This is a genomic window from Wenyingzhuangia sp. IMCC45467 (assembly GCF_054111205.1).
Genome location: NZ_CM134196.1, coordinates 2,921,007 through 2,945,711, shown reverse-complemented (window position 1 = coordinate 2,945,711; position 24,705 = coordinate 2,921,007). Strand labels below are relative to the sequence as shown.

20 protein-coding genes and 1 tRNA gene are annotated in these 24,705 nt (G+C 32.4%); 7 read left to right on the top strand and 14 right to left on the bottom strand.

Annotated elements, in window-relative coordinates:
- The first annotated feature begins 112 nt into the window (after nucleotides 1-112).
- From rlmB to ACXGQT_RS12410, 6 genes are all read left to right on the top strand, one after another.
- Complete coding sequence (gene rlmB, locus ACXGQT_RS12435) at nucleotides 113-859, top strand: 23S rRNA (guanosine(2251)-2'-O)-methyltransferase RlmB (protein WP_457828915.1); 747 nt, start codon at nucleotides 113-115, stop codon at nucleotides 857-859.
- A 57-nt stretch (nucleotides 860-916) separates the two neighbouring features.
- A complete protein-coding gene (locus tag ACXGQT_RS12430; RefSeq protein ID WP_457828914.1) occupies nucleotides 917-1,516 on the top strand; it encodes a PhnA domain-containing protein in 600 nt (199 codons plus the stop codon).
- Between the two features lie 75 nt (nucleotides 1,517-1,591).
- Nucleotides 1,592-2,548 (top strand): RluA family pseudouridine synthase, encoded by a 957-nt coding sequence (locus ACXGQT_RS12425; protein ID WP_457828913.1) that lies wholly within the window; start codon nucleotides 1,592-1,594, stop codon nucleotides 2,546-2,548.
- Nucleotides 2,549-2,620: 72 nt separating this feature from the next.
- Nucleotides 2,621-3,493 (top strand): cupin-like domain-containing protein, encoded by an 873-nt coding sequence (locus ACXGQT_RS12420; RefSeq protein ID WP_457828912.1) that lies wholly within the window; start codon nucleotides 2,621-2,623, stop codon nucleotides 3,491-3,493.
- Nucleotides 3,494-3,550: 57 nt separating this feature from the next.
- A complete protein-coding gene (locus ACXGQT_RS12415; RefSeq protein ID WP_457828911.1) occupies nucleotides 3,551-4,291 on the top strand; it encodes an SIMPL domain-containing protein in 741 nt (246 codons plus the stop codon).
- A 102-nt stretch (nucleotides 4,292-4,393) separates the two neighbouring features.
- Entirely contained in the window at nucleotides 4,394-5,800 is a 1,407-nt protein-coding gene (locus ACXGQT_RS12410; protein WP_457828910.1) for an FAD-dependent oxidoreductase, read from the top strand.
- 64 nt (nucleotides 5,801-5,864) lie between these two features.
- Here the strand turns inward: ACXGQT_RS12410 and ACXGQT_RS12405 are convergent, their stop codons facing one another.
- The 13 genes from ACXGQT_RS12405 to ACXGQT_RS12345 form a co-directional block, all read right to left on the bottom strand.
- Nucleotides 5,865-7,151: a DUF4861 domain-containing protein gene (locus ACXGQT_RS12405; protein ID WP_457828909.1), complete on the bottom strand. Its 1,287-nt coding sequence runs from the start codon at nucleotides 7,149-7,151 to the stop codon at nucleotides 5,865-5,867.
- 36 nt (nucleotides 7,152-7,187) lie between these two features.
- The gene (locus tag ACXGQT_RS12400; protein WP_457828908.1) at nucleotides 7,188-8,669 is read right to left on the bottom strand and encodes a glycoside hydrolase family 28 protein; all 1,482 of its coding nucleotides are present in this window, start codon (nucleotides 8,667-8,669) and stop codon (nucleotides 7,188-7,190) included.
- Between the two features lie 120 nt (nucleotides 8,670-8,789).
- A tRNA-Arg gene (locus ACXGQT_RS12395) sits at nucleotides 8,790-8,863 on the bottom strand.
- A gap of 247 nt (nucleotides 8,864-9,110) precedes the next feature.
- Complete coding sequence (locus tag ACXGQT_RS12390; RefSeq protein WP_457828907.1) at nucleotides 9,111-10,700, bottom strand: solute:sodium symporter family transporter; 1,590 nt, start codon at nucleotides 10,698-10,700, stop codon at nucleotides 9,111-9,113.
- A 74-nt stretch (nucleotides 10,701-10,774) separates the two neighbouring features.
- Entirely contained in the window at nucleotides 10,775-11,956 is a 1,182-nt protein-coding gene (locus tag ACXGQT_RS12385; RefSeq protein WP_457828906.1) for an aldose epimerase family protein, read from the bottom strand.
- 34 nt (nucleotides 11,957-11,990) lie between these two features.
- Nucleotides 11,991-13,499: an L-arabinose isomerase gene (gene araA, locus ACXGQT_RS12380; RefSeq protein ID WP_073122526.1), complete on the bottom strand. Its 1,509-nt coding sequence runs from the start codon at nucleotides 13,497-13,499 to the stop codon at nucleotides 11,991-11,993.
- Between the two features lie 21 nt (nucleotides 13,500-13,520).
- Nucleotides 13,521-14,222, bottom strand: coding sequence for an L-ribulose-5-phosphate 4-epimerase (locus tag ACXGQT_RS12375; RefSeq protein WP_073122336.1), 702 nt, complete (start codon nucleotides 14,220-14,222; stop codon nucleotides 13,521-13,523).
- Between the two features lie 7 nt (nucleotides 14,223-14,229).
- Nucleotides 14,230-15,897 (bottom strand): ribulokinase, encoded by a 1,668-nt coding sequence (locus ACXGQT_RS12370; protein ID WP_457828905.1) that lies wholly within the window; start codon nucleotides 15,895-15,897, stop codon nucleotides 14,230-14,232.
- Nucleotides 15,898-15,973: 76 nt separating this feature from the next.
- Nucleotides 15,974-17,956, bottom strand: coding sequence for an alpha-L-arabinofuranosidase C-terminal domain-containing protein (locus ACXGQT_RS12365; RefSeq protein ID WP_457828904.1), 1,983 nt, complete (start codon nucleotides 17,954-17,956; stop codon nucleotides 15,974-15,976).
- Between the two features lie 5 nt (nucleotides 17,957-17,961).
- Complete coding sequence (locus ACXGQT_RS12360; RefSeq protein WP_457828903.1) at nucleotides 17,962-18,969, bottom strand: family 43 glycosylhydrolase; 1,008 nt, start codon at nucleotides 18,967-18,969, stop codon at nucleotides 17,962-17,964.
- An 11-nt stretch (nucleotides 18,970-18,980) separates the two neighbouring features.
- Entirely contained in the window at nucleotides 18,981-19,967 is a 987-nt protein-coding gene (locus ACXGQT_RS12355; RefSeq protein ID WP_457828902.1) for a glycoside hydrolase family 43 protein, read from the bottom strand.
- Between the two features lie 17 nt (nucleotides 19,968-19,984).
- Nucleotides 19,985-21,598 (bottom strand): arabinan endo-1,5-alpha-L-arabinosidase, encoded by a 1,614-nt coding sequence (locus ACXGQT_RS12350; protein WP_457828901.1) that lies wholly within the window; start codon nucleotides 21,596-21,598, stop codon nucleotides 19,985-19,987.
- Nucleotides 21,599-21,618: 20 nt separating this feature from the next.
- Nucleotides 21,619-23,175, bottom strand: coding sequence for an alpha-N-arabinofuranosidase (locus ACXGQT_RS12345; protein WP_457828900.1), 1,557 nt, complete (start codon nucleotides 23,173-23,175; stop codon nucleotides 21,619-21,621).
- Nucleotides 23,176-23,339: 164 nt separating this feature from the next.
- Here ACXGQT_RS12345 and ACXGQT_RS12340 point away from each other — a divergent pair, with 164 nt between their 5' ends.
- A complete protein-coding gene (locus tag ACXGQT_RS12340) occupies nucleotides 23,340-24,029 on the top strand; it encodes an NUDIX hydrolase (protein ID WP_457828899.1) in 690 nt (229 codons plus the stop codon).
- 21 nt (nucleotides 24,030-24,050) lie between these two features.
- On the opposite strand, the gene fsa is transcribed toward ACXGQT_RS12340, so the two are convergent.
- Nucleotides 24,051-24,704 (bottom strand): fructose-6-phosphate aldolase, encoded by a 654-nt coding sequence (fsa, locus tag ACXGQT_RS12335; RefSeq protein ID WP_457828898.1) that lies wholly within the window; start codon nucleotides 24,702-24,704, stop codon nucleotides 24,051-24,053.
- Nucleotide 24,705: the final 1 nt, after the last annotated feature.

Sequence of the window (24,705 nt, the reverse complement as noted above, 5' to 3'; positions counted from 1 at the left end):
AAGTATTAAGCACAGAGTACAAAGCAAATAACTATAAAAACTAATTAATTACATATATTGAAACTTTATACTTAATACTATAAACTTTACACTAAAGTAGTACATTTGCAACATGGAAAAACAAACATCAAAAATATTCGGTATCCGAGCAATTATTGAAGCTATTAATGCTGGAAGCTCTATCGACAAAGTTTTTTTACAAAAGGATGTAAACGGTACATTAATGACCGAGTTAAAACAATTGATAAAAAACAACAATATTACCTCTAGCATTGTGCCAATTGAAAAATTAGACAGAATGTCTAGAAACAATGTTCATCAAGGTGCAGCTGCACTCATCGCCCCTATTTCTTTTTATGATTTAGACAGTTTAATTACCAGTACTATTGAAAAAGGTGAAACTCCGTTGTTTATCTTATTAGATCAGTTATCTGATGTAAGAAATTTTGGAGCTATCATTCGTACTGCAGAATGTACAGGTGCTCACGGAATTATTATTCCCAAAACAGGGAACGCACCTATTAACGGAGAAACAGTAAAAACATCAGCAGGAGCCGCTTTTAATGTCCCTATTTGTAAGGTAGACCACATTAAGGATGCTATTTTTATGTTACAAGCTGCCGACATTCAAATTGTTTGTGCTACCGAAAAAACGGAAGAAACAATTTTTGATGGCGACTTTACAAAACCCACTGCTATTGTAATGGGATCTGAAGACAGAGGAATTAATCCTTCTATACTTAAAATTGCAGATGTAAAGGTTAAACTTCCTTTATTAGGTAAAATAGGTTCTTTAAATGTATCTGTTGCTTGTGGTGCTTTTTTATATGAAACTGTAAGACAAAGAATGAACAAATAACGAATTAGGAATACAACAATTTCTCTTTTCAACAATACTATCAAATTAGCTTTATTAATGAATATCAAACAAGAACTTGAAGCAAGAAGCGGAAACCAATGTGAGTTATGTACTACCACAGAAAATTTAAATGACTTTAGGTTAAAACCTAGTTTGATTGATACCTTAGATACTAATATATTAATATGTGACACTTGCAAAGATCAGATTGAAAATCCAGAAAACATGGATGCAAATCACTGGAGATGCTTAAACGATTCCATGTGGAGCGAACACAAAGCGGTACAAATTACAGCTTGGCGAATGCTACATAGACTAAAAGCTGAAGGCTGGCCACAAGACTTACTAGACATGATGTATTTTGAGGATACTGATTTACGTTTTGCCGAAGCTACAGGAGATCACTTAAGTGACGATGAAAAAATTATCCACAGAGACTCTAACGGAGCAATTCTTGAAAATGGAGACACTATTACTTTAATTAAAGATTTAGATGTTAAAGGTGGGGGAAACTTTACCGCCAAAAGAGGAACAGCTGTAAGAAATATTACTTTGGTGCATGACAATGCAGAACATATTGAAGGCCGTGTTGAAGGAACACATATTGTAATTTTAACAAAGTTTGTTAAAAAAGCCAATGCCCCACAACAGTCCTAAAGTAAAAAATATATTATGCATAAGCTCGTAGTTATTTATTGCTATGAGCTTTTTTGTTTTTATTACTTTTATATTATGACAACCTCCATTTCCAAATCAACTTTTAACCATCAAATAAAATTAGCTACAGAGCCCTTACCAGGGAGTTTTGCATATGCTACTCAATACAAACTACCGGTTAAAAAAAAGTATGAAGGAATGAATATTATCGATTTTTTTCTAAAACTTGTTCCTAGATCAAACAAAGAAACTTGGTTAACAAAAATTAAAAATCAAACCTTATTGGTTAACGGAAAACCTGCAACAACATTTACCCTTGTAAAAGGAGGAGATATTACAGAGCATACTTCTGAACCTAGAAAAGAACCATGGGTTAACAACAATATTGATTTATTGTTTAGCGATGAAAACATTATTATTATAAACAAACCTGCCCCACTTCCTATGCATCCTAGTGGTAGGTTTAACAAAAATAGTTTAACCGAAATTTTAAAACTTGCTTTCCCAAAAGAAGACTTAAAAATTATTCACAGACTAGATGCAAACACTACAGGTCTTGTCATTTTGGGCAGGAATAAAGAAATTGTTAAAACTATTGGAGAACAGTTTGAAAACAAATCTACACAAAAAAATTATTTAGCATTGGTAGAAGGAAATCCAACAACCAATAATTTTAACTCCAATACAAAAATAGGAACCAACAAAACATCTGGAGGAGCCAGGGAAAGTTCAGAAGAAGGAATTGATGCTTATACAGAATTTAAAGTTTTAGAAAGGTATCCAACCAAAAACACCACTTTATTAGAAGTTACACCTCATACAGGTAGAACCAATCAGATAAGGCTACATTTAGCAAACCTAAATCTTCCTATTGTAGGGGATGAAGGATATAAGGATAAGAATTATTTTAAAAATAATCCACTTACTTATTCTACCGACTGTTTGTTTTTACATGCCTGGAAATTAAAATTTTACTACAACAATACTTGTTTTACAATAAAGGCTCCTATACCAGAAAAGTTTTTAAAATAAAATTCACCAAAACAATGGTACATATATTGTTGTATTTTTAGAATACAAACTTTGTAAAAAGTAGTCAATATTATGAAGCTTAAATTAGAAGAAATAGACATACTCACCGAAATGAGCAAAGAAGAGTTTATACAAAACTATTTTAAACCACAAAAACCAGTTATTGTAAAGAATTACTCAAAAAATTGGCCAGCACATAGCAAATGGTCTCTAGACTATATGAAAAAAATTGCCGGAGATAAAGAAGTCCCTTTATATGATGATAGACCTGTAGACCCTAAAGCAAAGTTCAACAGTCCACATGCAAAAATGAAAATGACGGATTATGTAGATTTGTTAAAAAAAGAACCTACTAAATTCAGAATTTTTTTATGGAATATTTTAAAAGAAATCCCTCAGTTACAAAACGATTTTAAATACCCAGATGTTGGACTTACTTTTATTAAAAGTTTGCCTACTCTATTTTTTGGAGGTTACGACTCTTACACTTTTATGCATTATGATATTGATTTAGCTAATATTTTTCACTTCCACTTTGAAGGAAAAAAACAATGTATATTGTTTGACCAAAACCAAAACAAATACATGTATAAAGTCCCCAATTCTTTAATGACTCTTAGAGATATTGACTTTTCTAATCCTGATTTTGAAAAATTCCCTGCCTTAAAAAACGCAAGCGGTTATATTGCCAATTTAGAACATGGAGACATGTTATACATTCCAGAAGGATATTGGCACTACATGAGATATATTACGCCTGGTTTTTCTATGAGCTTAAGAACCATTGCTAAAAAACCATCAAATGTAGCAAAGGCTGTTTACAATATTGTTGTAATGAGAAATGTAGAAAATTTAATGAGAAAAACACTAGGAGAAAAGTGGATGAATTGGAAATATAAAAAAGCGGAAATGAACACCAACAAATACAACAACAGAGCTTCTTAAAAACTTGGCACGACTTTTCCTTTACTACCTTTATCATCACTTAAAAAACATTATTATATGAAAAAAATCAAATTAATTATAGCCGTAACTTTTATTGTTGTTTGTGGTTTTACAACCCTTAACGCACAAACCATATCTTTAACAGCCAAAGGAGAAGTTGAAGTAACTCCTGATATTGCATCAACCAATATTAGCATTACCAAAACAAATAAAAATGCTGATGACTTAAAAGAAATTATTTTAGACATTTCTAAAAATTTAAATCACAAACTTTTAAAGCTTAAAATTGACAAAAAAGATATTCAGACAAGCAACATACAAATTAACAAAGAGTATGATTGGGTAAAAAGCGAAAAAGTTTTTAAAGGATATAGAGCCAGCATTAGTACTTCCGTTACTTTTAGAGATTTAAAAAACCTAGAAAAAATATATGCTGATCTTCTAAGTAACGAAGATATCACCGTAAATGGAATTCAATATGATTACAGCAAAAAAGAAGAGGCTGAAAATGATGCTTACATAAAAGCACTAAGCAACGCTAATATTTTAGCAGATAAATTATCTAAAGAAATTGAAAATAGACCAAAACTTTTAACTTCAGATAACAAAAAAGTTAAAATAATTATTAACTCTATTAGCAATAACGGCGAAAGCCCTACACCAAGTCCAAGACCCGTAATGTACAAAACCAATGTTAGCTTTGAAGCTTCAGATAACATGGCAACCCCTTCAATTGATATCAATGCAGGAACCATTACTTATGTAAAGAGCTTAACTGTGGTTTACCAACTATTATAAAACAACATTATTAATTAACTACAAAGCCTTATCAAAAAAAAACGATAAGGCTTTTTTATGTAAATCGTTTATCTTGTTTACGACTATCTTTAAAACAAAACAATGAACAACATTATATTATATGGTGCCGATTGGTGTCCAGATTGCAGAAGAGCCAAATCTTACTTAAAAGAAAACAAGATTGATTTTAAATTTATAGATGTTGATTTAAATAAAAAGGCTACAGAAAAAGTAGAAACCATTAATAATGGAAAAAGAATTATTCCAACAATAATTATTAACAACAAACCTTATACAAATCCTAATAATGCAAAACTTGCTAGTGTATTAGGCATAAACACCAAAGGCCAGTTAATTTTATTTGGTGCCGATTGGTGTCCAGATTGTAGAAGAGCCAAAAGTTATTTAGATGATAACCAAATTAAATATCAGTTTATTGATGTAGACAAACATCAATGGGCTACTGATAAAGTAGAAAGCATTAACAACGGTAAAAGAATTATCCCTACCATTATTCTCAACAACAAACCATATACAAATCCGAACAACGCTAAACTAAAAGAACTTTTTAATATTGATGCCAACAAAGAGCACAAGGTATATGATAGCATTATTATTGGAGGAGGTGCTGCAGGATTAACTACAGCCATTTATGCACAAAGAGATAGATTTGATACTTTAATTTTAGAAAAGAAGAACATTGGAGGAAACGCATTTTTAACTGAAAAAATTGAGAACTACCCTGGTTTTAATGAAATTTCTGGACCTAAGTTGATGGAACGCATGGAACATCAAGCAAAAACATATGGTGCAGAAATAAAAACAGGTGAAGAAGTATCTGCCATTGAAAAAAAAGGAGAATTATTTGAACTCACTACCATTATGGGAACTTACCTTACAAAAACCATAGTACTGTCCACTGGATCTACCTACAGAAAATTAGGTATCCCTAATGAAAGAGATTTAATTGGCTCTGGTATTCATTTTTGTGCTACTTGCGATGGAGCATTTTATAGAGACAAAGTAGTTATTGTTATTGGTGGTGGAAATTCAGCCCTAGAAGAAGGAATTTTCTTAGCTGGATTCTGTAAAACCGTAAAAATCATCAATAGATCTTCAGAATTTAAAGCTTCTAAAACCTATGTAGAAAAGCTAAATACCATTAAAAATATTGAAGTTTACACCAACAACACTCCTCTTAAATTTACTAAAAATAATAAAAACCTATTTAAAGGAGTGATCATCAAAAACAATGAAACACAAGAAGAAAAGGAAATTACTGCCGATGGAGCTTTTATTTTTATTGGCTTAATTCCTAACACAAAAAGTTTTAAAGACATTGTCAGCCTAAATAAAAAGGGGTTTATCACTACCAAAAACTTAGCAGAAACCTCTGTAAAAGGTATTTTTGCTGCTGGAGACTGTAGGGAAGGTGCCATCGCTCAAGTAGCGGCAGCTACAGGAGAAGGGGTTTTGGCTAGTTACGGAATTAAAGATTATTTAAAATAAATTTTATAAAAAAAGTCTCATCAATTAATTGATGAGACTTTTTTATGTAAACAACAGAATGATCTTAATTATTAATTTCAACATTAATTTTAGCAGATAACTGATTGGTTAAATCAATCACATAAGATTTAAAAAAAGCTTCATCCTTAAATCTTTCATCACTTATTTCCCATCCTGCCACAGCATAATAACTAACTGGTTTATTGTTCTCTATTTTTAATTTTGCCAAGTAGGTTTTACTTAAATTTCCTGTATCTGGAGCATCTATATAACCTATATATAATTTTTTTGGTAAAATAATAGCCATTCCTAACCACCATTCTTTATTATAGGTTTGTTTGTCATGCGTATATAGCACTACAAAGTCATCATTTTCTTTTAAAACATGTAACGGCTTGTTATTGTTAATATTTACCAACCCAACAGCTAAATGTTCATCACCTTGTAAACCTGTTACCGACACGGTATTTTTATATCCGTACATTCCTGGCCAAATAGTTGTTTTTTCATGAACCGAATATTGATGTAAACTAGGCTTCCAATTTTGATAATCATACGTTAAAACAGATGTTACAGGCCCTTCTGTTTGAATTTTAAAAGTTGTTCTTTCAACATTATTAACAGAATCGTTTACAGTAACCCCTAACCTTAGCAAATTATCTTCTTGTATTAACGCATACCCCCCTAAACCAACAGAGTTTCCTACAGATAAAATATCTCTCCCCCAAAACTCCATTACATGATAATTATCCTCCACTGCTCCTTTATCATTAATACCAACATTTTCTGGAGACATTTTTGTTGTTTTTTTACCAAACAAATCTTTAGCATTTCTACCATCTAAATAATGCCTAAACCCTACTTTATCATTTTCCCAAGAAGGTCCATCTGTTTGATATTGTTGATACCCTAAACTTTTAGGCAACTCATTAGCCATTAAAACCTCTTGTAAAGCAGGCTTTACCACACTATCTTTAGCCATTCTTTTTCCAAACCTAGCACTGGTTCTAATTTTATAATTAGGCACTTCATCTACCCAACTCAACAGAACTGTTTTTACTTCTTGAGAAGAAAAATCAGTTACAAAAAACAATTCATCCCATACTCCATTGTCATCTACATCTATCAATTGTGAGGGAATTGTATCGGTATTAATTGTAACTAAAGGGTGCTTTTTAGCATTATTAATATCAACAGACAAGGAATTTCTTTCAATAGAAATGGGCTTATCTTTTAGGTCAAAGTTAGAGGTATTACTCAACACAATATTTGTTTGATTTGCCGTTTTACAGGACACAAATAAAAGTGTGGTGAGGGCTATTGATGAAATTACTTTTACCGATTTTTTCATTTTTCTATTTAATTACAAGTTGCACTAAATTAAAAATTATTCTTCAACATGATATGTAGACTCTGGAAAATTAACTTGATTGGTGTTTTCTAACATCACCATAGATTTATCTTTAGCAATAATCTTTACATTTTTTAAACTCCAGTTAGCACTATAATTAACTTCTCCTGCAGTTTCTGCTTGGATTTTAACATTATTTAGAGTAACGTTTTCAATAATAGAACTTTCTACACCATGTACATTAATGGCTATTTTTGCTCCTTTGACATCAATATTATTTAAGGTGATGTTTTTAAACGTAGGAATTCCTTTTTCTTTAGGAACACGTTTTAACATTTTTTTCCAGTGCAATGGAATTTCATCAGGATTAAACTCTTTTGGTAATTTTGAATAACTATAGTTTGGATTCCAATTCATTCCCACTTGCATAAAAGTACCTACACTATCCATTTTAATGTTTTCCATATAAATATCTTCAACAGTTCCTCCTCTATTGGTTGCCGATTTTATATTCAATCCATTTTTAGTACCCAATCCGTGAATATTAGATACATATACATGACGAATACTTCCTGATGTTTCACTACCAATTGTAAACAAACCAGCTCCTTGCCTTGCCATACAATCTTTAATTACCACATATTCGGTTGATTTGTTTACTCGTTGACCATCCCAATCTCTTCCTGCTTTTAAACAAAAATTATCATCATTACAATCAATATCACAATTCTGAACCAAAATCCATTTAGATGAATCTATATCAATTCCATCCGTACTTGGTCCATGCCCTCCAATATTATTTCTGATCACCAATCCATCTACAGTTACATATTTAGAATATAAAACTTGTACAGTCCAAAAACCAGCTCTTTGAATATTTAATTGTTTTACAAAAACATTTTCGGAATTAGACACCAATAAAGTTCTTGGTCTTTTTGCATCGTAATCTACAATCCAACGCAAACCTCTTGGTTCGTAATCGTTTTTACGTAAATCCCAATAATAATCCCAAAACACTTTACCCTGACCATCAATAATTCCGTCTCCTTCAAGCGAAACATTATTTTGATCTTTAACATTAATTAAAGCAGCTGGCCAAACCATTTCTATTCCTGCAATACGAGTGTCTATTTCTTTATAATCCTTAATATTTTCACTCCCTTTAATAGTTACTCCTTTAGGCACTAAAAACTTAATATTTGATTTGATAAAAACAGATCCTGATAAATACTCTCCTGGTTTAAAAGTAACCGTTCCTCCTCCATTTTTAGCACATTCATCAATTGTTTTCTGAATAGCTTTGGTATTTAAAGTGACCCCATCATTTACTGCTCCATAATTATTTACATAATATATATTACTCTGAACATCAAAGACCTTAGCACCTACTTTATCTACCCATGCTGGTTTAAATTTACTTGTTTCGTTGTTTTTCTCGCTTTCATTTTTCTTAGCTCCCTTACAAGAAATAACTAAGAAACAAACCAACACTAATAATAGAACTCTATAATTTTTCATGAATATTATTTAAAGGTTTAAATCTAAAATAAATTAGAAGAAATAGCATCCTGCACCTACATGAATAAACAATTGATACAAAACAAAAAACCCTTACTAAATTAATAGTAAGGGTTTATGTGATGGCAGAAGGATTCGAACCTTCGACCGCCTGCTTAGAAGGCAGGTGCTCTATCCAGCTGAGCTATGCCACCTAGTATTTTATATTCTAATTTATTTCTGAACTTAGTAAAGAATTACAATTTCTTGTTTTCCTTACGGGATGCAAATATATAACTTCTATTAAGATATTTAAAAATAAATTTCACTTTTTTTACATTTATTTTTAGGACTGATTATCATTCAACATGATAGAATATTTTTCTACAATAAAACAACAAAAGGTTTTTTGATAAAATCATCAAAAAACCTTTTGTATATATGTTAAAAAATATTTAAAATCTAACTTAAATAGATATATAAACTAACAACTATTAACAGAACCATTGCCCCTACTGGTTTTAAATATTTCCAAGGAGTAATGTCAACTTGTTTGGTATATTCTAACTCAAAGTCAGATTCTCTTGGTTTCACACGACTAAACCCATACAAAATCAAGACAGCTAGAACAAAAATAATCCCCATTAAGTGTAAGAAATGAGGGAAGAATATCCCTTTCTCTGTAAATATAGGCTTGATAATATATAAAGAAACTAAGTATGTTACCACACTAAATATAATAGCAATATTCGCTGCTTTTCCAGATACTCTTTTAGAAAAATATCCAACAATAATAATGGCTAAAATTGGCACACTATAAGATCCATTTAATTCTTGTAGGTAAGTAAAAATTCCTCCTTGAACTCCGTATAATAATGGAGCAATTCCCATTGAAAACAAAGCCAAAATAAAACCAAACGTTTTCCCTGCTTTAACCACTTGTCTTTCGTTTGCTTCTTTATTAATATATTCTTTATAAAAATCTAAACCAAACAAAGTAACAGAACTATTTAATGCACTGTTAAATGAACTTAAAATAGCCCCAAATAATACTGCTGCAAAGAAACCAATAAATGCTGTTGGCAATACTTTTCTTACCAACATAGGATAAGCCTCATCGGCATTAGCCAAATCACCATTAAAAATATAGAATGCAATAATTCCTGGTAGTGCAACAATAATTGGTCCTAAAATCTTAAGAAAAGCAGCTATAATTAATCCTTTTTGTCCTTCTTTTAAATTTTTAGCTCCTAAAGCTCTTTGAATGATAGCTTGGTTGGTTCCCCAGTAATAAAAGTTTACAATAATCATTCCCGTAAACAAAGTCCAAAATGGTACTGCAGAAGTTGCATCTCCAATAATCACAAATTTCTCTGGTAACTCTGTTGTTAAAATATCTAACCCTGTAAATACATTTCCATCTCCAATATACATCAAACCAAATATTGGAATTAAAGACCCACCAACAATTAATCCTACCGCATTAATAGAATCTGAAACAGCAACTGCTTTTAAACCTCCAAAAATTGCATAAATACTACCAATAATTCCAATAGCTAAAACGGTTACCCATAAAGTAGCTTCAGCAGTCATATTTAAAGCTTCGGGAATATCAAACATTGTATTAATTGCTAAAGCTCCTGAATATAATACAGTTGGCAACATAGAAATTGCATATCCTAATAGGAACAACAATGAAACAATTGTTTTTGTAACTTTTCCATATCTTTTTTCTAAGAATTGTGGAATGGTTGCAATTCCTCCTTTTAAATATCTTGGTAATAAAACAAAAGCAGTAAAAACCATTGCTATGGCAGCAACTACTTCATAAGCGATTACAGGTAAACCATCTGCAAACGAAACTCCGTTCAATCCAACAATTTGCTCTGTTGATAAGTTGGTTAATAATAATGACCCTGCAATTACAGGCCCTGTTAAACTTCTACCTCCTAAAAAATATCCATCAGATGATGTTTCGTCAGTTTTTCTAGTCGCTAAATACGAAATAAGCGCTACCAATAAGGTAAAGGCCACAAAAGAGATAATTCCCATAATTTTTTAATGTATTTTATTTTTTATATTAATAATTGATTGAATTGAATGCACAATTTACAAACTTCTTGCAATTATTTTACACTAAACCTAAAAACTGTTGATGATTTATAATTTTGCCCTGGCTCTAAAGTTACTGAAGGAAAATCTTCTTGGTTTGGTGAATCTGGGTAATGTTGCGTTTCTAAACAAAAACCTGTTCTGTGTCCGTAAGTACCTTCTTGTTTACTTGGTAAAGTTCCATCTAAAAAGTTCCCTGTATAAAATTGAATGGCAGGCTCATTAGTAAAGACTTCTAACAACCTTCCACTAGCTTTATCATAAGCAGAAGCAGCAAATCCAATGGCATCTTTTGTTTCATTTAAAACCCAACAATGATCATATCCTAAACCTCTTTTTAGCTGCTCATTATCATTGTTAATTTCTTTTCCTACTTGTTTAGCTTCTCTAAAATCAAAAGGATTACCAGTCACATCTCTTAATTCACCTGTAGGTATTAAAGTTGCATCTACAGGCAAGTATCTGTCTGCATTGATGGTTACATCATGATCTAAAATAGTTTTAGAAAAATCTCCAGATAAATTAAAGTATGAGTGTTGTGTTAAGTTTAACACTGTTTTTTTATCAGTAGTAGCACTGTAAGATACAGCTAAATCATTTTTATCTGTTAAAGTATAAGTAACTTCAACTTGTAAATTTCCAGGATATCCTTCTTCCATGTCCTTACTTAAATAAGAAAGTACTAATGAAGATGAATGCTCTGTTTGTTTTTCTGAAGCCTTCCAAACTTTTCTATGAAATCCTTCTGGACCTCCATGTAAATGGTTTTCTCCATCATTGGTTGCCAAAGTATATTCTTTTCCATCTAAAGAAAATTTTCCTTTCGCAATTCTATTTCCAAATCTACCAATAAGAGCTCCAAAATAAGGGTTAGGTTTTTCGTATTGTGCTAAGGAGTTAAATCCTAACACAACATCTTCTATAACTTGATCCTTATTTGGAACTTTTAATGATTTTATAATCCCTCCATAAGTAATCACACTAACTTCCATACCATTACTATTCTTTAATATATAGTTTTCAACAGGTATATGATCTTCTGTAGTTCCAAAAGACTCTTTGGTAATGGTTACCAATTTTACCGATTTAGCAACTTCTGTAGAAGCTTCTTTTTTCTTTCCATCTTTACATTGGACACTCACAAAAGAAACAAGCATTACTGCTGCTATGTACAAACTTTTTTTAAATAATTTCATGATACAATTTTGATATTAGTGTTAATAATTAATTTTATAGACCGTGCTGAAACGTATTGTAATATGCTTCGTTAGCGTTGATCTTATCTTTAAATTCTCTTACGGTTGTTTTGTCATCAATTACAAGTAATTCAATTCCTGCAATATCAGCCAAATCTTCCATATATTCTGTAGTAATTGCTTGACTATACACTGTATGATGTGCTCCACCAGCTAAAATCCAAGCCGTTGCAGCTACTTCTAAATCTGGTTTACAATCCCACAACACTCTTGCTACTGGTAAATTTGGTAAATCTGCCATTGGCTCTACAGCAGTTACTTCGTTTACAATTAACCTAAACCTGTTTCCCATATCTACTAAAGATACGTTGATAGCTTCTCCTGCAGGTGAATCAAACACCAATCTTGCAGGGTCTTCTTTTCCTCCAATTCCTAATGGATGAACTTCACATTTTGGTTTTCCACTAGCAATAGTAGGACAAATTTCTAACATGTGAGATCCTAAAACGTAAGATTTCTGTGGTGTAAAGTGATACGTATAATCTTCCATAAAAGAAGTTCCTTCTTCTAAACCGTAGTTCATCACTTTTAAAGCTCTTACCATTGCAGCTGTTTTCCAGTCTCCTTCTCCTCCAAATCCATAACCATCGGCCATTAATCTCTGAGTTGCAATTCCTGGAAGTTGCTTTAATTCTCCTAAGTTTTCAAAAGTATCTGTAAAGGCTTTAAACCCTCCTTCATCTAAAAAGGCTCTTAATCCTAATTCAATTTTAGCTGCATCTACTAATGATTGTCTTTGAGCTCCTCCTTCTAATAATGATGGAGTTAACTCATAAGATTCTTCATAAACTGCTAATAAATCATTTAATTCTTTATCAGTAATTTTCTCGATGTGTTTCACCACATCCGATGAATCAAATCCGTTTACAGAAAAACCAAAACGAATTTGTGCTTCTACTTTGTCTCCTTCAGTAACGGCAACTTCACGCATGTTATCACCAATTCTAGCTACTTTTAAGTTTTGTAATTCATCCCAACCTAAAACCACTCTAGACCAAATTCCTAATTTTTTCTGAACTGGTTCTGCTTGCCAATGCCCAACAACAACCTTACGTTTTTTACGCATTCTTGACATGATGAATCCAAACTCTCTATCTCCGTGAGCAGATTGATTTAAGTTCATAAAGTCCATATCAATAGTACTCCAAGGAATTTCAGCATTGAACTGAGTGTGTAAATGACAAATTGGTTTGTTAATAATACTTAACCCTCTAATCCACATTTTTGCAGGAGAAAAAGTATGCATCCAAGTAATTAAACCAATACAGTTTTTTGACTCATTTGCTTCAATACAAATATTTGTGATTTCGTCTGGCGTTTTTACTGTTGGTTTAAAAACAATCTTTACTGGTATGTGAGAGGATGCATTTAATCCTTTTACAATTTCTTGAGAATTTTCTGCAACTTGTCTTAAAGTTTCTTCACCATATAAATGTTGGCTTCCTGTGATAAACCAAATTTCTTTTTGAGAGATATCTATAATCATTTTAATCTTTTTTTATTTTTATTGACCGTAATAAGAGTTTTTTCCGTGCTTACGTTCGTAATGTTTTTTAATTAATGAATCTTTTAATCTTGGAGCGTTTGGATTGATTTGGCGAGTTAAATATGCCATTTCAGCCACCACCTCTAACACTTTACTATTGTATACAGATTTTGCTGCATTTTTTCCCCAAGCAAAAGGACCATGGTTTCCTAATAAAACCATCTCCACTTCTTGATAAGACAAATTTTTGTTTTTAAAACAATCTAAAATCTGAATTCCCGTATTGTGCTCATAATTTCCTTCAATTAACTCATCAGCCATGGGTGGTGCACAAGGAATATCAGCCGTTAAATGATCGGCATGCGTGGTTCCAAAAATTGGAATATCTAATTGAGACTGAGCCCAAGCCACTGCATATGTTGAGTGTGTGTGAGTAATTCCACCAATCTCAGGCCAATTTTTATACAAGTAAGCATGTGTTTTGGTATCTGATGAAGGTCTTAATTCTCCTTCAATAATATTGTTATCAAAATCTACAATTACAATATCATCCGCCTTTAAATCTTCGTAAGGAACACCACTTGGTTTGATAGCAAAAACACTGTTTTCTCTATCCACCGCACTCACGTTTCCAAAAGTATATACCACCAATCCTAATGCATTTAATTGCATGTTGGCTTCGTAACATTCTTGTTTTAAATCTTTGTACTTAGAACTCATAATATTTTTATTTTGTAATAGATTCTACAAAAGTGCTTAACTCACTATATGATGCCATTAATGCTTCGTAAGCCTCTACTTTTTCAGTTTCCGGGAAATATTCCGCTTCAAAATCACTTCCCATTTTTTTACTAGCTTCAATTACGTTTGGATAAATTCCTGCTGCAACCGCTGCATAAATAGCCGCTCCTAAAGCTGGTGCTTGATCTGATGCTGCTACTTTAATAGGCATGTTTAATACGTTAGCTAAAGTTTGCATGATGAATGCCGATTTTCTAGCCACACCACCAATTCCGATCACCGTGTCTATTTTAACGCCCTCTTCTTCAAACCTGTCTACAATTTTCTTAGAACCAAAACAGATAGCATTGACCAATGCTTTGAAAATATGTGGTGCTCTAGTTCCCATTGACAAGTTAGTCATGGCAGCTTTTAACCCTTGATTTGCATCTGGAGTTCTACGACCATTGATCCAATCTAATGCTGTAGGAATGCTTTCTTCTAAAGAAATTTTCTCAGCATCTTCGGTTAACTTTTTAATAAAGTTATCATTTACCTCTGCTTTTAATTTTTCTTTTTGCTCTTCAGAAAGAATATCAGAAGTCAACACTAAATTATCTACTGGCCAAGACAACATATCTTTAAACCAAGCTAGTAAATCTCCAAAGGCAGATTGTCCTGCTTCTAGACCTATCATCCCTGGAATTACAGAACCATCTACTTGACCACAAATACCACGAACTGCTTTTGTTCCAATAGCTTCTTCTGGAGAAACCATAATATCACAAGTAGAAGTTCCCATAACACGCACCAACGTGTTGTTGTCTATTTTAGCTCCAACAGCTCCTGAGTGTGCATCAAAAGTACCCACTGCAATCACAGTATCAGTAGTCAATCCTAATTTTTGAGCCCATGCTGCATTTAAGTTTCCAGCAACCAAGTCAGAAGTATATGTTTCATCATATAAGTTTCCTCTTAATTGAGCTAAATACGGATCTAATTTTGATAAAAATTCTTCTGGAGGTAAACCATTCCAGTCAGCATGCCACATAGCTTTATGTCCTGCTGCACATCTACTTCTTTTAAATGATTTTAAATCCTTATTATCAATTAACAAATAAGTCATTAAATCACAGTGTTCTAACCAAGTATGGGTTGCATTTTTTACAGCCTCATCTTCTCTAGCAATATGCAAGATTTTAGCCCAAAACCATTCTGATGAATAAATTCCTCCTTCGTATTTGGTAAAATCTTCACCACCCCAATTTGCTGCCAACTCATTAATTTCATTAGCTTCATTAATTGCAGTATGATCTTTCCACAAAACCATCATTGCGTTTGGATTGTGCTCAAAACCTTTAGTTAAAGCCAAAGGAGTACCATCTTTTGTTACTGGTATTGGAGAAGACCCTGTGGTATCTATACAAATTCCTTTGATATCTGCTGGATTTACATTTCCGTTTTCTACCACATATTTGATGGTATTTTCTAATCCTTCAATATGGTCTAAAGGATGTTGACGAAATTGATTGATTGCAGCATTGCAATACTCCTTATTTTTCCATCTTTGGTAATAGTGTACGTTTGAAGATAATTCCTCTCCTGTTTGGGTATCTATCAATACAGCTCTCACAGAATCTGAACCGTAATCTAAACCAATTACATAATTATTCATCTAAATAAATTTTAACTAACTAGAGGCAAATATAATATTTTATTTATAAGTGTCAGTTAAACACTTTTGTTTTTAATTACTGTTTAAGTTTTAGAATTGTTAATGAATTTGGTTCTAAATTTAAAATCACTTTCTTTTTGATTAATTTAAAAACAGAAGTTGTAGGAATAATTTTATAAGGCTCTTCAAAAGAATTTACATCCTCTAAATTTTCACTTGTCAAAACAATTTTTGTCCCTTTTGATTTTACTCTTTCTCCTGATAAATTCACGGCAATGTTTTGATTTTTATTTAAGGTGTTTACCAACTTAACAACCACCTCTTTTTTATTCACATCTTTGGTAGCCGATGCATATAAACCTTCTTGACCTGTTAAAGGTTTTCCATTTTTAGTAATGGTTAATAAATCCGTACCAGCATTGTTTGCAAATAACTTTTGCACCTGATAGTTTGCTGTTCCATAAGATTGTAAATTGTTAAACCAAATCATGTCTGGAGCCCATTGATAAGCTTCTACATGAGCCATTAGCGGAGCATAAGATGTTAAAGTAACCACGTCTGCATTACGTTCTAATCCCGTCATAAATGCTGCCTCAGACAATGCAGCTAACCAATTATTTTCTTTATACCCATCAGCAACTCCTTTTGGATGTGCAGCGTATTCTCCTGCAAAAATTTTAGGACCATTTCTATCATAACTATCATATCTGTCTGCATTTTCTTTAAACCATTCTGGGCTTTTGTAATAATGCTCATCTACAATTTCTGCATTTAGTTTTTTTAACTCTTTCATTCCATATTCAAAATAAGCACCATCAGGAGATGGACCACTTCCGGATACAATTGTTATTTCTGGATATTTAGTTTTTACAGCCTCTGCAATAATTTTATATCGTTCTATGTATGCTGGCCCCCATTGTTCATTTCCAACACCTATATATTTTAAATTGAATGGTTTTGGATGTCCCATTTCACTTCTTATTTTTCCCCAAGCGGAATCTACAGATCCATTGGCAAACTCAATCAAATCTAAAGCATCTTGTACATAAGGGTCTAATTCATCTAAAGGAACCAACTCTCCTGAATTGTATTGACAGGCAATTCCACAACTTAAAATAGGTAAGGCTTCTGCTCCTAAATCTTCAGATAAAAGAAAATATTCAAAAAACCCTAATCCTAAACTTTGGTAATAATCTGGAGTTAACTTGTGTTTAAATTCTGTATTCCATCTGTTTATTTGCAATTCTCTATCAGCAATAGGACCAACTGTTTTTTTCCACTGATAACGTCTTTCAATAGTACTTCCTTCTACAATACATCCTCCAGGAAACCTTACAAACCCTGGTTGTAAATCATACAATAACTGAACAATATCTTTTCTTAATCCATTTTTCCTCCCTTTCCAAGTATCTACTGGAAATAAAGAAATCATATCTAAATCTATTTCACCTACTCCTTTAAAAGTCAATTTAATTTTTGCTTTGGCTTCTGTTTTAGTTGATGTAATTTGAGCTGTATAATTTTTCCAATCTGTTGAATTTGGTGCTATTTCCGTTTTTCCCAATACAATATCATCGTTATCAATAAATTCAACAATTATTTTATTAATATTTCTTTGGCTATTGGCAGCAGAAACCGAAAAATTATACATAGCATTTTCTTTTAAACCAACACCTCTAAACCCTTCATTAATTAAAGAATAACCTTTGTCATTATTTATTTTTATTCTGATAAAATTATGATTGGCTGTAGTCGTATTATGTTTAATAATAGTGGCTTTTCCAGAATCATAATTAAACGAATGTCTATTGCTATTTGGTTCTCTCCAACCCATGAAAGGATCTTTAGTAAACTCAAAAGACCTATTTTTAATTAACTCGGCATATAAACCTCCATCGGCAGCAAAATTGATATCTTCAAAAAAAACACCGTACATGGTTGGTTGAATTTTAGCAACAGTAGTTGATAAATCCAACTCTAAATTTTGAGTTTGAGCTTGCCCAGCAAAAAAGTTACACACAAGAGCAAGCGCTATTACACTTTTCAATTTATTTTTCATATCAATTATTTAATTTGAGTTTTTAAAATTGGCCATAGGTCAGCATCCCAACCTAGTTCTGATACTTGTAATTTTGGAATGGCTCTATCATTAGCATCATAAGCATGGTAAAAAATATAATCTTTCCCATCAAAAGTATAGGTACTGTTATGACCTGCTCCATACCAATTTTTGTTTCCTTCAACAATTAAAGTTCCACCTCCATTATTTAAATGTTTTCCATCTTTATCAACATAAGGCCCCATTACATTTTTAGACCTACCCACTACTACTTTATAAGTACTTTTTTCTCTTCTACAACATAAATCCCAAGAAAGGAACAAATAATAATATCCATTCTTTTTAAAAACAAAAGGAGCTTCTAAAGCAGCATCTCCAGGATTGGTATCTTTTAAATCAAAAGATCTTTCTCTTTTTGCAATGGTAAACCATTCTTGTGGTTGAGCAACAGAGGTTAAATCTGAGCTTAATTTCACCATTTTTAATCCATTCCAAAAAGAACCAAAAGACAACCATGGAGTATTATGTTCATCAAACACCAAATTAGGATCAATAGCATTCCACATATCTCTATTAGGTACAGACTGAATTACAATTCCTTGATCTTCCCATTTATAATTTTCATCTTCGGGATTTAATGTTGTATTTGTTACCAAACCAATTGCTGAAGTATTTTTAGCAAATGCAGATACAGAATAATACAAATAATACTTATTGTTATGATAAGAAATATCTGGAGCCCAAATATGGTTTTTAAAATTGGGAACCACCTCATCTGTCCAAGTAGGTTTTTCTAAAAACACAGAGGGTAATTTTTTCCAATTTTTTAAATCATTTGAACTAAAAGCATCAATCCCTCTTCCGGTACAATACATATAATAAGTATTGTTTTGCTTGATAACAACCGGATCGTGAACCACAGTGTTTTGAGCAAGCATACTTGTAACCATCATAAAAACAAAAAGAGTAAATAACAACTTTACTCTTTTTAATGTATTATTAAATAATCCCATTTATAAATATTTTATTTTTGAATTCCTTCAGAGGTCATTACAACTCTTTTCATAGTTCCATCTTCATTATAATACAATCTATCTACACATACGGAACGTCTAAAACTACCTCCATGAGTTGGAATACTTCCGTTGTGATAAACAAAATAATCTTTTCCTTTATACTCAATAATAGATTGATGATTGGTATTACTATTCCCAGCAACTTCATTTAAAATACCTTTAAACTCCCATGGCCCTGTAATAGATTTACTCATAGCATAAGCTATTTTTTCTGGGAACTGATATGCATAAGACAAATAATACCAATCTCCTTTTTTGTGAATCCATGGTGCTTCTGTAAAATTTGGTAAATCTACTGTATGAATAGGTCCATCAAACTCTATCATATTGTCTTTTAATTTTACATAACGACACTCTGTGTTTCCCCAATATAAATATGCCTGCCCATCATCATCTATCCAAACGGTTGGATCAATATCATCCCAACTAATTTTTACATTGGTAGTCATATCATTGGTAATTAAAGCTTTTCCAATAGCATCTTTAAAAGGCCCTAAAGGACTATCTGCTACAGCAACCCCAATAGCTTTTCCGTGAATACTTCCGTGAGACACTGTTGCATAAAAATAAAATTTACCATCTTTTTCAATTACCTGTGATGCCCATGCACTTCCTTTTGCCCATTTAAAATCTGTTGGTTTTAAAGGTACAGGTTGCTCTTCCCAGTTTACCATATCTTCTGAGGTGTACAACAACCACTCGTGCATTCTATACCCTTCTACATTATCTGGAGCCTGATCATGACCAGCATATAAATATACTTTGTCATTATAAACCAATGCAGCGGGATCGGCAGTATATTTGTTGGTAACAATAGGATTGTTAAACGCTACGGGGTTCTCCTTTTTTTCAACCTCAGAAGCTGATTTTGTTTTTATAGTATTGCATGACATTAATAATGATGTCATCAAAATACTTACTACAGTTTTTTTCATGTTTATGAATCTATTTCTTAATTAACTTTTTTTGCCCAAATGGTATTCATGCCAGAGTTTACAAACCCAGCATATGTTATGGTTTCTATTCTTGGGTTTGCTTCCCAATCCCAAGCATTTTCTACCTTATATTTATTATTATTAATGGTTAATTCTTTACGATTATCATTGTAAGACCAACTTCCTGTAACCGCTCCAGATACTGTATGGTTAGCCGACAAATATACATCTGATGATGTTTGCATCACTCGATATTGATAATTCATGGTTATTTGCTCCCATTCACCAACAAAAGATGCATCTGTTAATTCTTTTTGAGGCACTCCTGCATATCTTTGTGGAGCTACAATTGGCCAACCATCTTCTGTCCATTGAATTTTTCGTACATGCCCCATCATTAACGCATTAGAATAAGGATTGTTATAGACATTTTCAGGTAACCTTGCCTGGGAAGCGTAAAACCACTCTTGAGTTTCTGGATTTTGAAATACGGAACAATGCGAAAACCCTACCCAGCCTGTGTGTTCTTTAAATTGATAAGGATGCGTTAGCATAGGCCAGCAATCTGCTCCAGTTGTAATATTCCCTCCATCCATTCCTACATAAGGACCAGTAACATTTCTTGACCTAGCTACTCTAGTATTATAAGCAACAGACAGTTCATCATATGCTAAAAACAAATAATAATACCCTGTATCTTCATTATAAATAATTTCAGGACCTTCTAAAGCTTGCCATCTATTTGTGTTTACATCACCTCTTCCTGCTATTCTAACTCCGTAGTCTTCAATTGCACTTAATTTGTAAGGTTTTCCTGTTTCAGGATTCAGTTGTACTGCTGCAGTTCCAGAATGCCAAGAACCATAAATTAACCAGTGTTCTCCATTGGGAGTTATTACCATGGTAGGATCGATGGCATTAAATTTAAAATACCCACTCCAATCGTGCTCATTTTCTCTGACATACGTTTCTTTTCCATCGGGTTCAGAACAAATGACCATCCCTTTATCTTCCCAAACATTACTTTCTAAATTATCTGACTCTGCCAAGCCTATAAAAGCTCTTTCCGTCCATGAATTATTAGTGCTTGTACCCACAATAGGATTGGTTACTACCACACTGTAATACAATCTAAATTTTTCTCCTACTTTTTTAATATAAGGAGCCCAAAAACCATAATTAGGATTCTCTATAGTTGGCAAAGCAGGAATCATTCTTGCTCTTTTGTTATTCAAAGAATCTTTAATCCAAAGAGGAGCTTGCTGAAAAACTGCACCTCTAAAGTCCCATTTTACCAAATCTTTAGATCGCCTTACCAAAAAATGACCATGCCCATCGTGAGCATTCCCATAAGAAGCATCTGTTTGATACATATAATAGTAATCTCCATCTTTTTCAACCGTAGGATCGTGAACATTAGTTAAATTCCATTGATAACGTCTTGTCCAAGCAGTAGTTGATGCATAATTATCAGGATATGTTGGTCCTCTAAACGCTACTATTTCTTCTTCAATTTCAGGTTCTACTATTTCTTCAATTTCGTTTTCAACATCTTCAACAGATGATGAACAAGCATACAATACAAATACAATTAATAATATATATGCTAATATATTTCTTAAGTTCATCATGCTGTTTTAAGTATTTATGATTACTCTCCTTCTAACACTATTACAGAAAAAGCAGGAATGGTTAAAGATAACTTACCTTTTTTAAGCTTTGCTTTTTTAAATTTTTCTGGAGTGATTATAGTAGGATTGTCAAACGTATTGTGATCTTGTAACTTTTTGGATGTTAAAATAGTTCCTGTAATATTTTTAACCCCTAACTGAGTAACATCTAACTCAATTTCATGTTGTTTTTCTGAGTCTATATTTACCAAAGACACGTGAACTTTGTTGTTTTTATCTTTTGATGCTGAAACAGAAATAGCTGGTAAAGACTTTCCTTCGAACTCATATTTTGGAGATTCAAAAGCCACAGGTAACAATTGAGCATCTTGATGTACTTTGTACATATTCATTACATGATACGTTGGAGTTAATAACATTTTTTCTCCTTCAGTTAAAATAACCGCTTGCAATACATTTACTGTTTGTGCTAAGTTGGCCATTTTTACACGCTTACTATGGTTGTTAAAAATATTTAAGGTAGTTCCTGCAATCATTGCATCACGCATGGTATTTTGTTGATATAAAAACCCTGGATTGGTTCCTTCCTCAACTTCGTACCAACCTCCCCATTCATCAACAATTAAATCTACTTTGTGTTTAGGATCATACTTATCCATAATAGCTGAATGTTTCTCTACCAATTCTTCCATTTTTAATGCCGTTTGCATGGTAGAAAAATATTGAGCTTCGTTGTAATTTGTAGAAGATCCTTTTTTGCTCCATGTTACAAAAGAATACGAGTGCAAAGCAACTCCTTCTATTAAGCTTTTAGGAATATCTCTCATTAACACTTCTGTCCAATGATAATCAGCCACATTTGCTCCAGATGCCACTCTATACATACTATGACTGTTCGTCCAATCTGTCATAAACGTAGCATATTGTCTATATAAATTTGCATAATATTCAGGTGTCATGTTACCTCCACATCCCCACATTTCATTACCAACACCCCAAAAACCAATGTTCCACGGCTCTTCTCTACCGTTTTTTTTACGCAAATCGGCCATTGGACTTCCTTCTTTATGAGTAACATATTGAATGTATTCTGTAAACTCTTGTACGGTACTGCTTCCTACATTGGCAGCTAAATAAGGTTCTGTTCCTAACACTTCACACAAATTCAAAAAATCGTGAGTTCCAAAACTATTATCTTCTGTAACTCCTCCCCACCATCTATTTACCATAGAAGGTCTGTCTTCTTTAGGTCCAATTCCATCTTTCCAATGATAGGTATCTGCAAAACATCCTCCAGGCCAACGTAAATTTGGAATTTGAAGTTCTTTTAAGGCATCAATAATATCGTTACGAACTCCATTGGTATTAGGAATAGTGCTTTCTTCTCCAACATAAATACCATCGTAAATACATCTTCCTAAGTGTTCTGCAAAATGTCCGTATATATGTTTACTAATCACCGGAGCATTTTCATCAATACTTATATTGATTGTTGTGGTGTTTTGAGCCTCCCCACAAACAGAAACAAATAAAACGACCCCTGCTACTAGTTTTTTAAATAAATTTAAAGTTATCATAATTTAATGTTGATTATTTTATAAATGTAAGCTATACACTTGTAAAATAATAACAAAAAAACAATATAACCAAACTTTTAATAAAAAACATATAGAATTCATCTAAAACCAATCCCTAAAATTCTTTTTTATAAAAAGCATATATTTGCCTAAAAATTTGATATATGATTACTGGTTATAATCCTGACGATAGAGTTTTTCTTGCTGTAGATTGTATTATTTTTGGGTTTGATGACGAAGATTTAAAGGTTCTTTTAATTAAAAGAGATTTTGAGCCCGAAAAAGGAAAATGGTCTTTGATGGGTGGATTTTTAAAAGCCAACGAAACCCTAGATGATGCTGCAGATAGAATTTTACACAGACTTACGGGAGTTCATGATATATACCAAGAACAATTATATTCTTTTAGCGATTTAGATCGTGATCCTGTTGCTAGAACAATTTCTACTTCTTTTTATGCAATTATTGATATAGAAAAACACAATCAAGAATTAACACAACAGTACAATGCTCAGTGGTTTAGTCTTTCTGAAATTCCTGATTTAATTTTTGATCACAACAGAATGGTACAAAAAGCAATTAAGCGTTTAAGAAGAAGAACCTCTATAAACCCAATTGGTTTTGAGCTTTTACCAGAAAAGTTTACCATGAGACAATTACAAAAATTGTACGAAGCTATTTTGGATAAAAAATTAGATAAAAGAAATTTTATCAATAAAATTAACTCCATGGACATTTTAATCAAACTAAAAGAAAAAGACATGACCTCATCTACCAAAGGTTCTTTTCTTTATATGTTTGACCAAGAAAAATATGACAAAAAAAGAGGGGATAATTTTTATCTTAAACTATAAAAACCATCCCCTTATTATATTTTAATTACCTTTTTGATAGTCGGCTAAAAATTGAGCCAATCCACTATCTGTTAATGGGTGTTTTAATAAACCTGTGATTGATGACAAAGGTCCTGTCATCACATCACTCCCTATTTTTGCACAATTAATTACATGCATGGTATGACGTACAGATGCTGATAAAATTTGAGTTTCAAAACCATAATTATCATACACCTCTCTAATTTCGCTAATTAAGTGTAATCCATCGGTTGAAATATCATCTAAACGACCTAAAAATGGAGAAACATAAGTTGCTCCTGCTTTAGCTGCCAACAACGCTTGTCCCACAGAAAAAACCAAAGTTACATTTGTTTTTATTCCTTTTTCACTAAAATATTTACAAGCTTTTATTCCATCTTTAATCATTGGTAATTTTACTACAATTTGTGGGTTTAAAGCAGCCAAAGCTTCTCCTTCCTTTACCATTCCCTCAAAGTCTGTAGCAATTACCTCTGCAGAAACATCTCCATCTACTGCATCGCAAATATCACGATAATGCTGTAATATATTTTCTGATCCTACAATTCCTTCTTTAGCCATTAATGATGGGTTGGTTGTTACCCCATCTAAAACTCCTAAATCTTGAGCTTCTTTTATTTGCTCTAAATTTGCTGTGTCAATAAAAAATTTCATT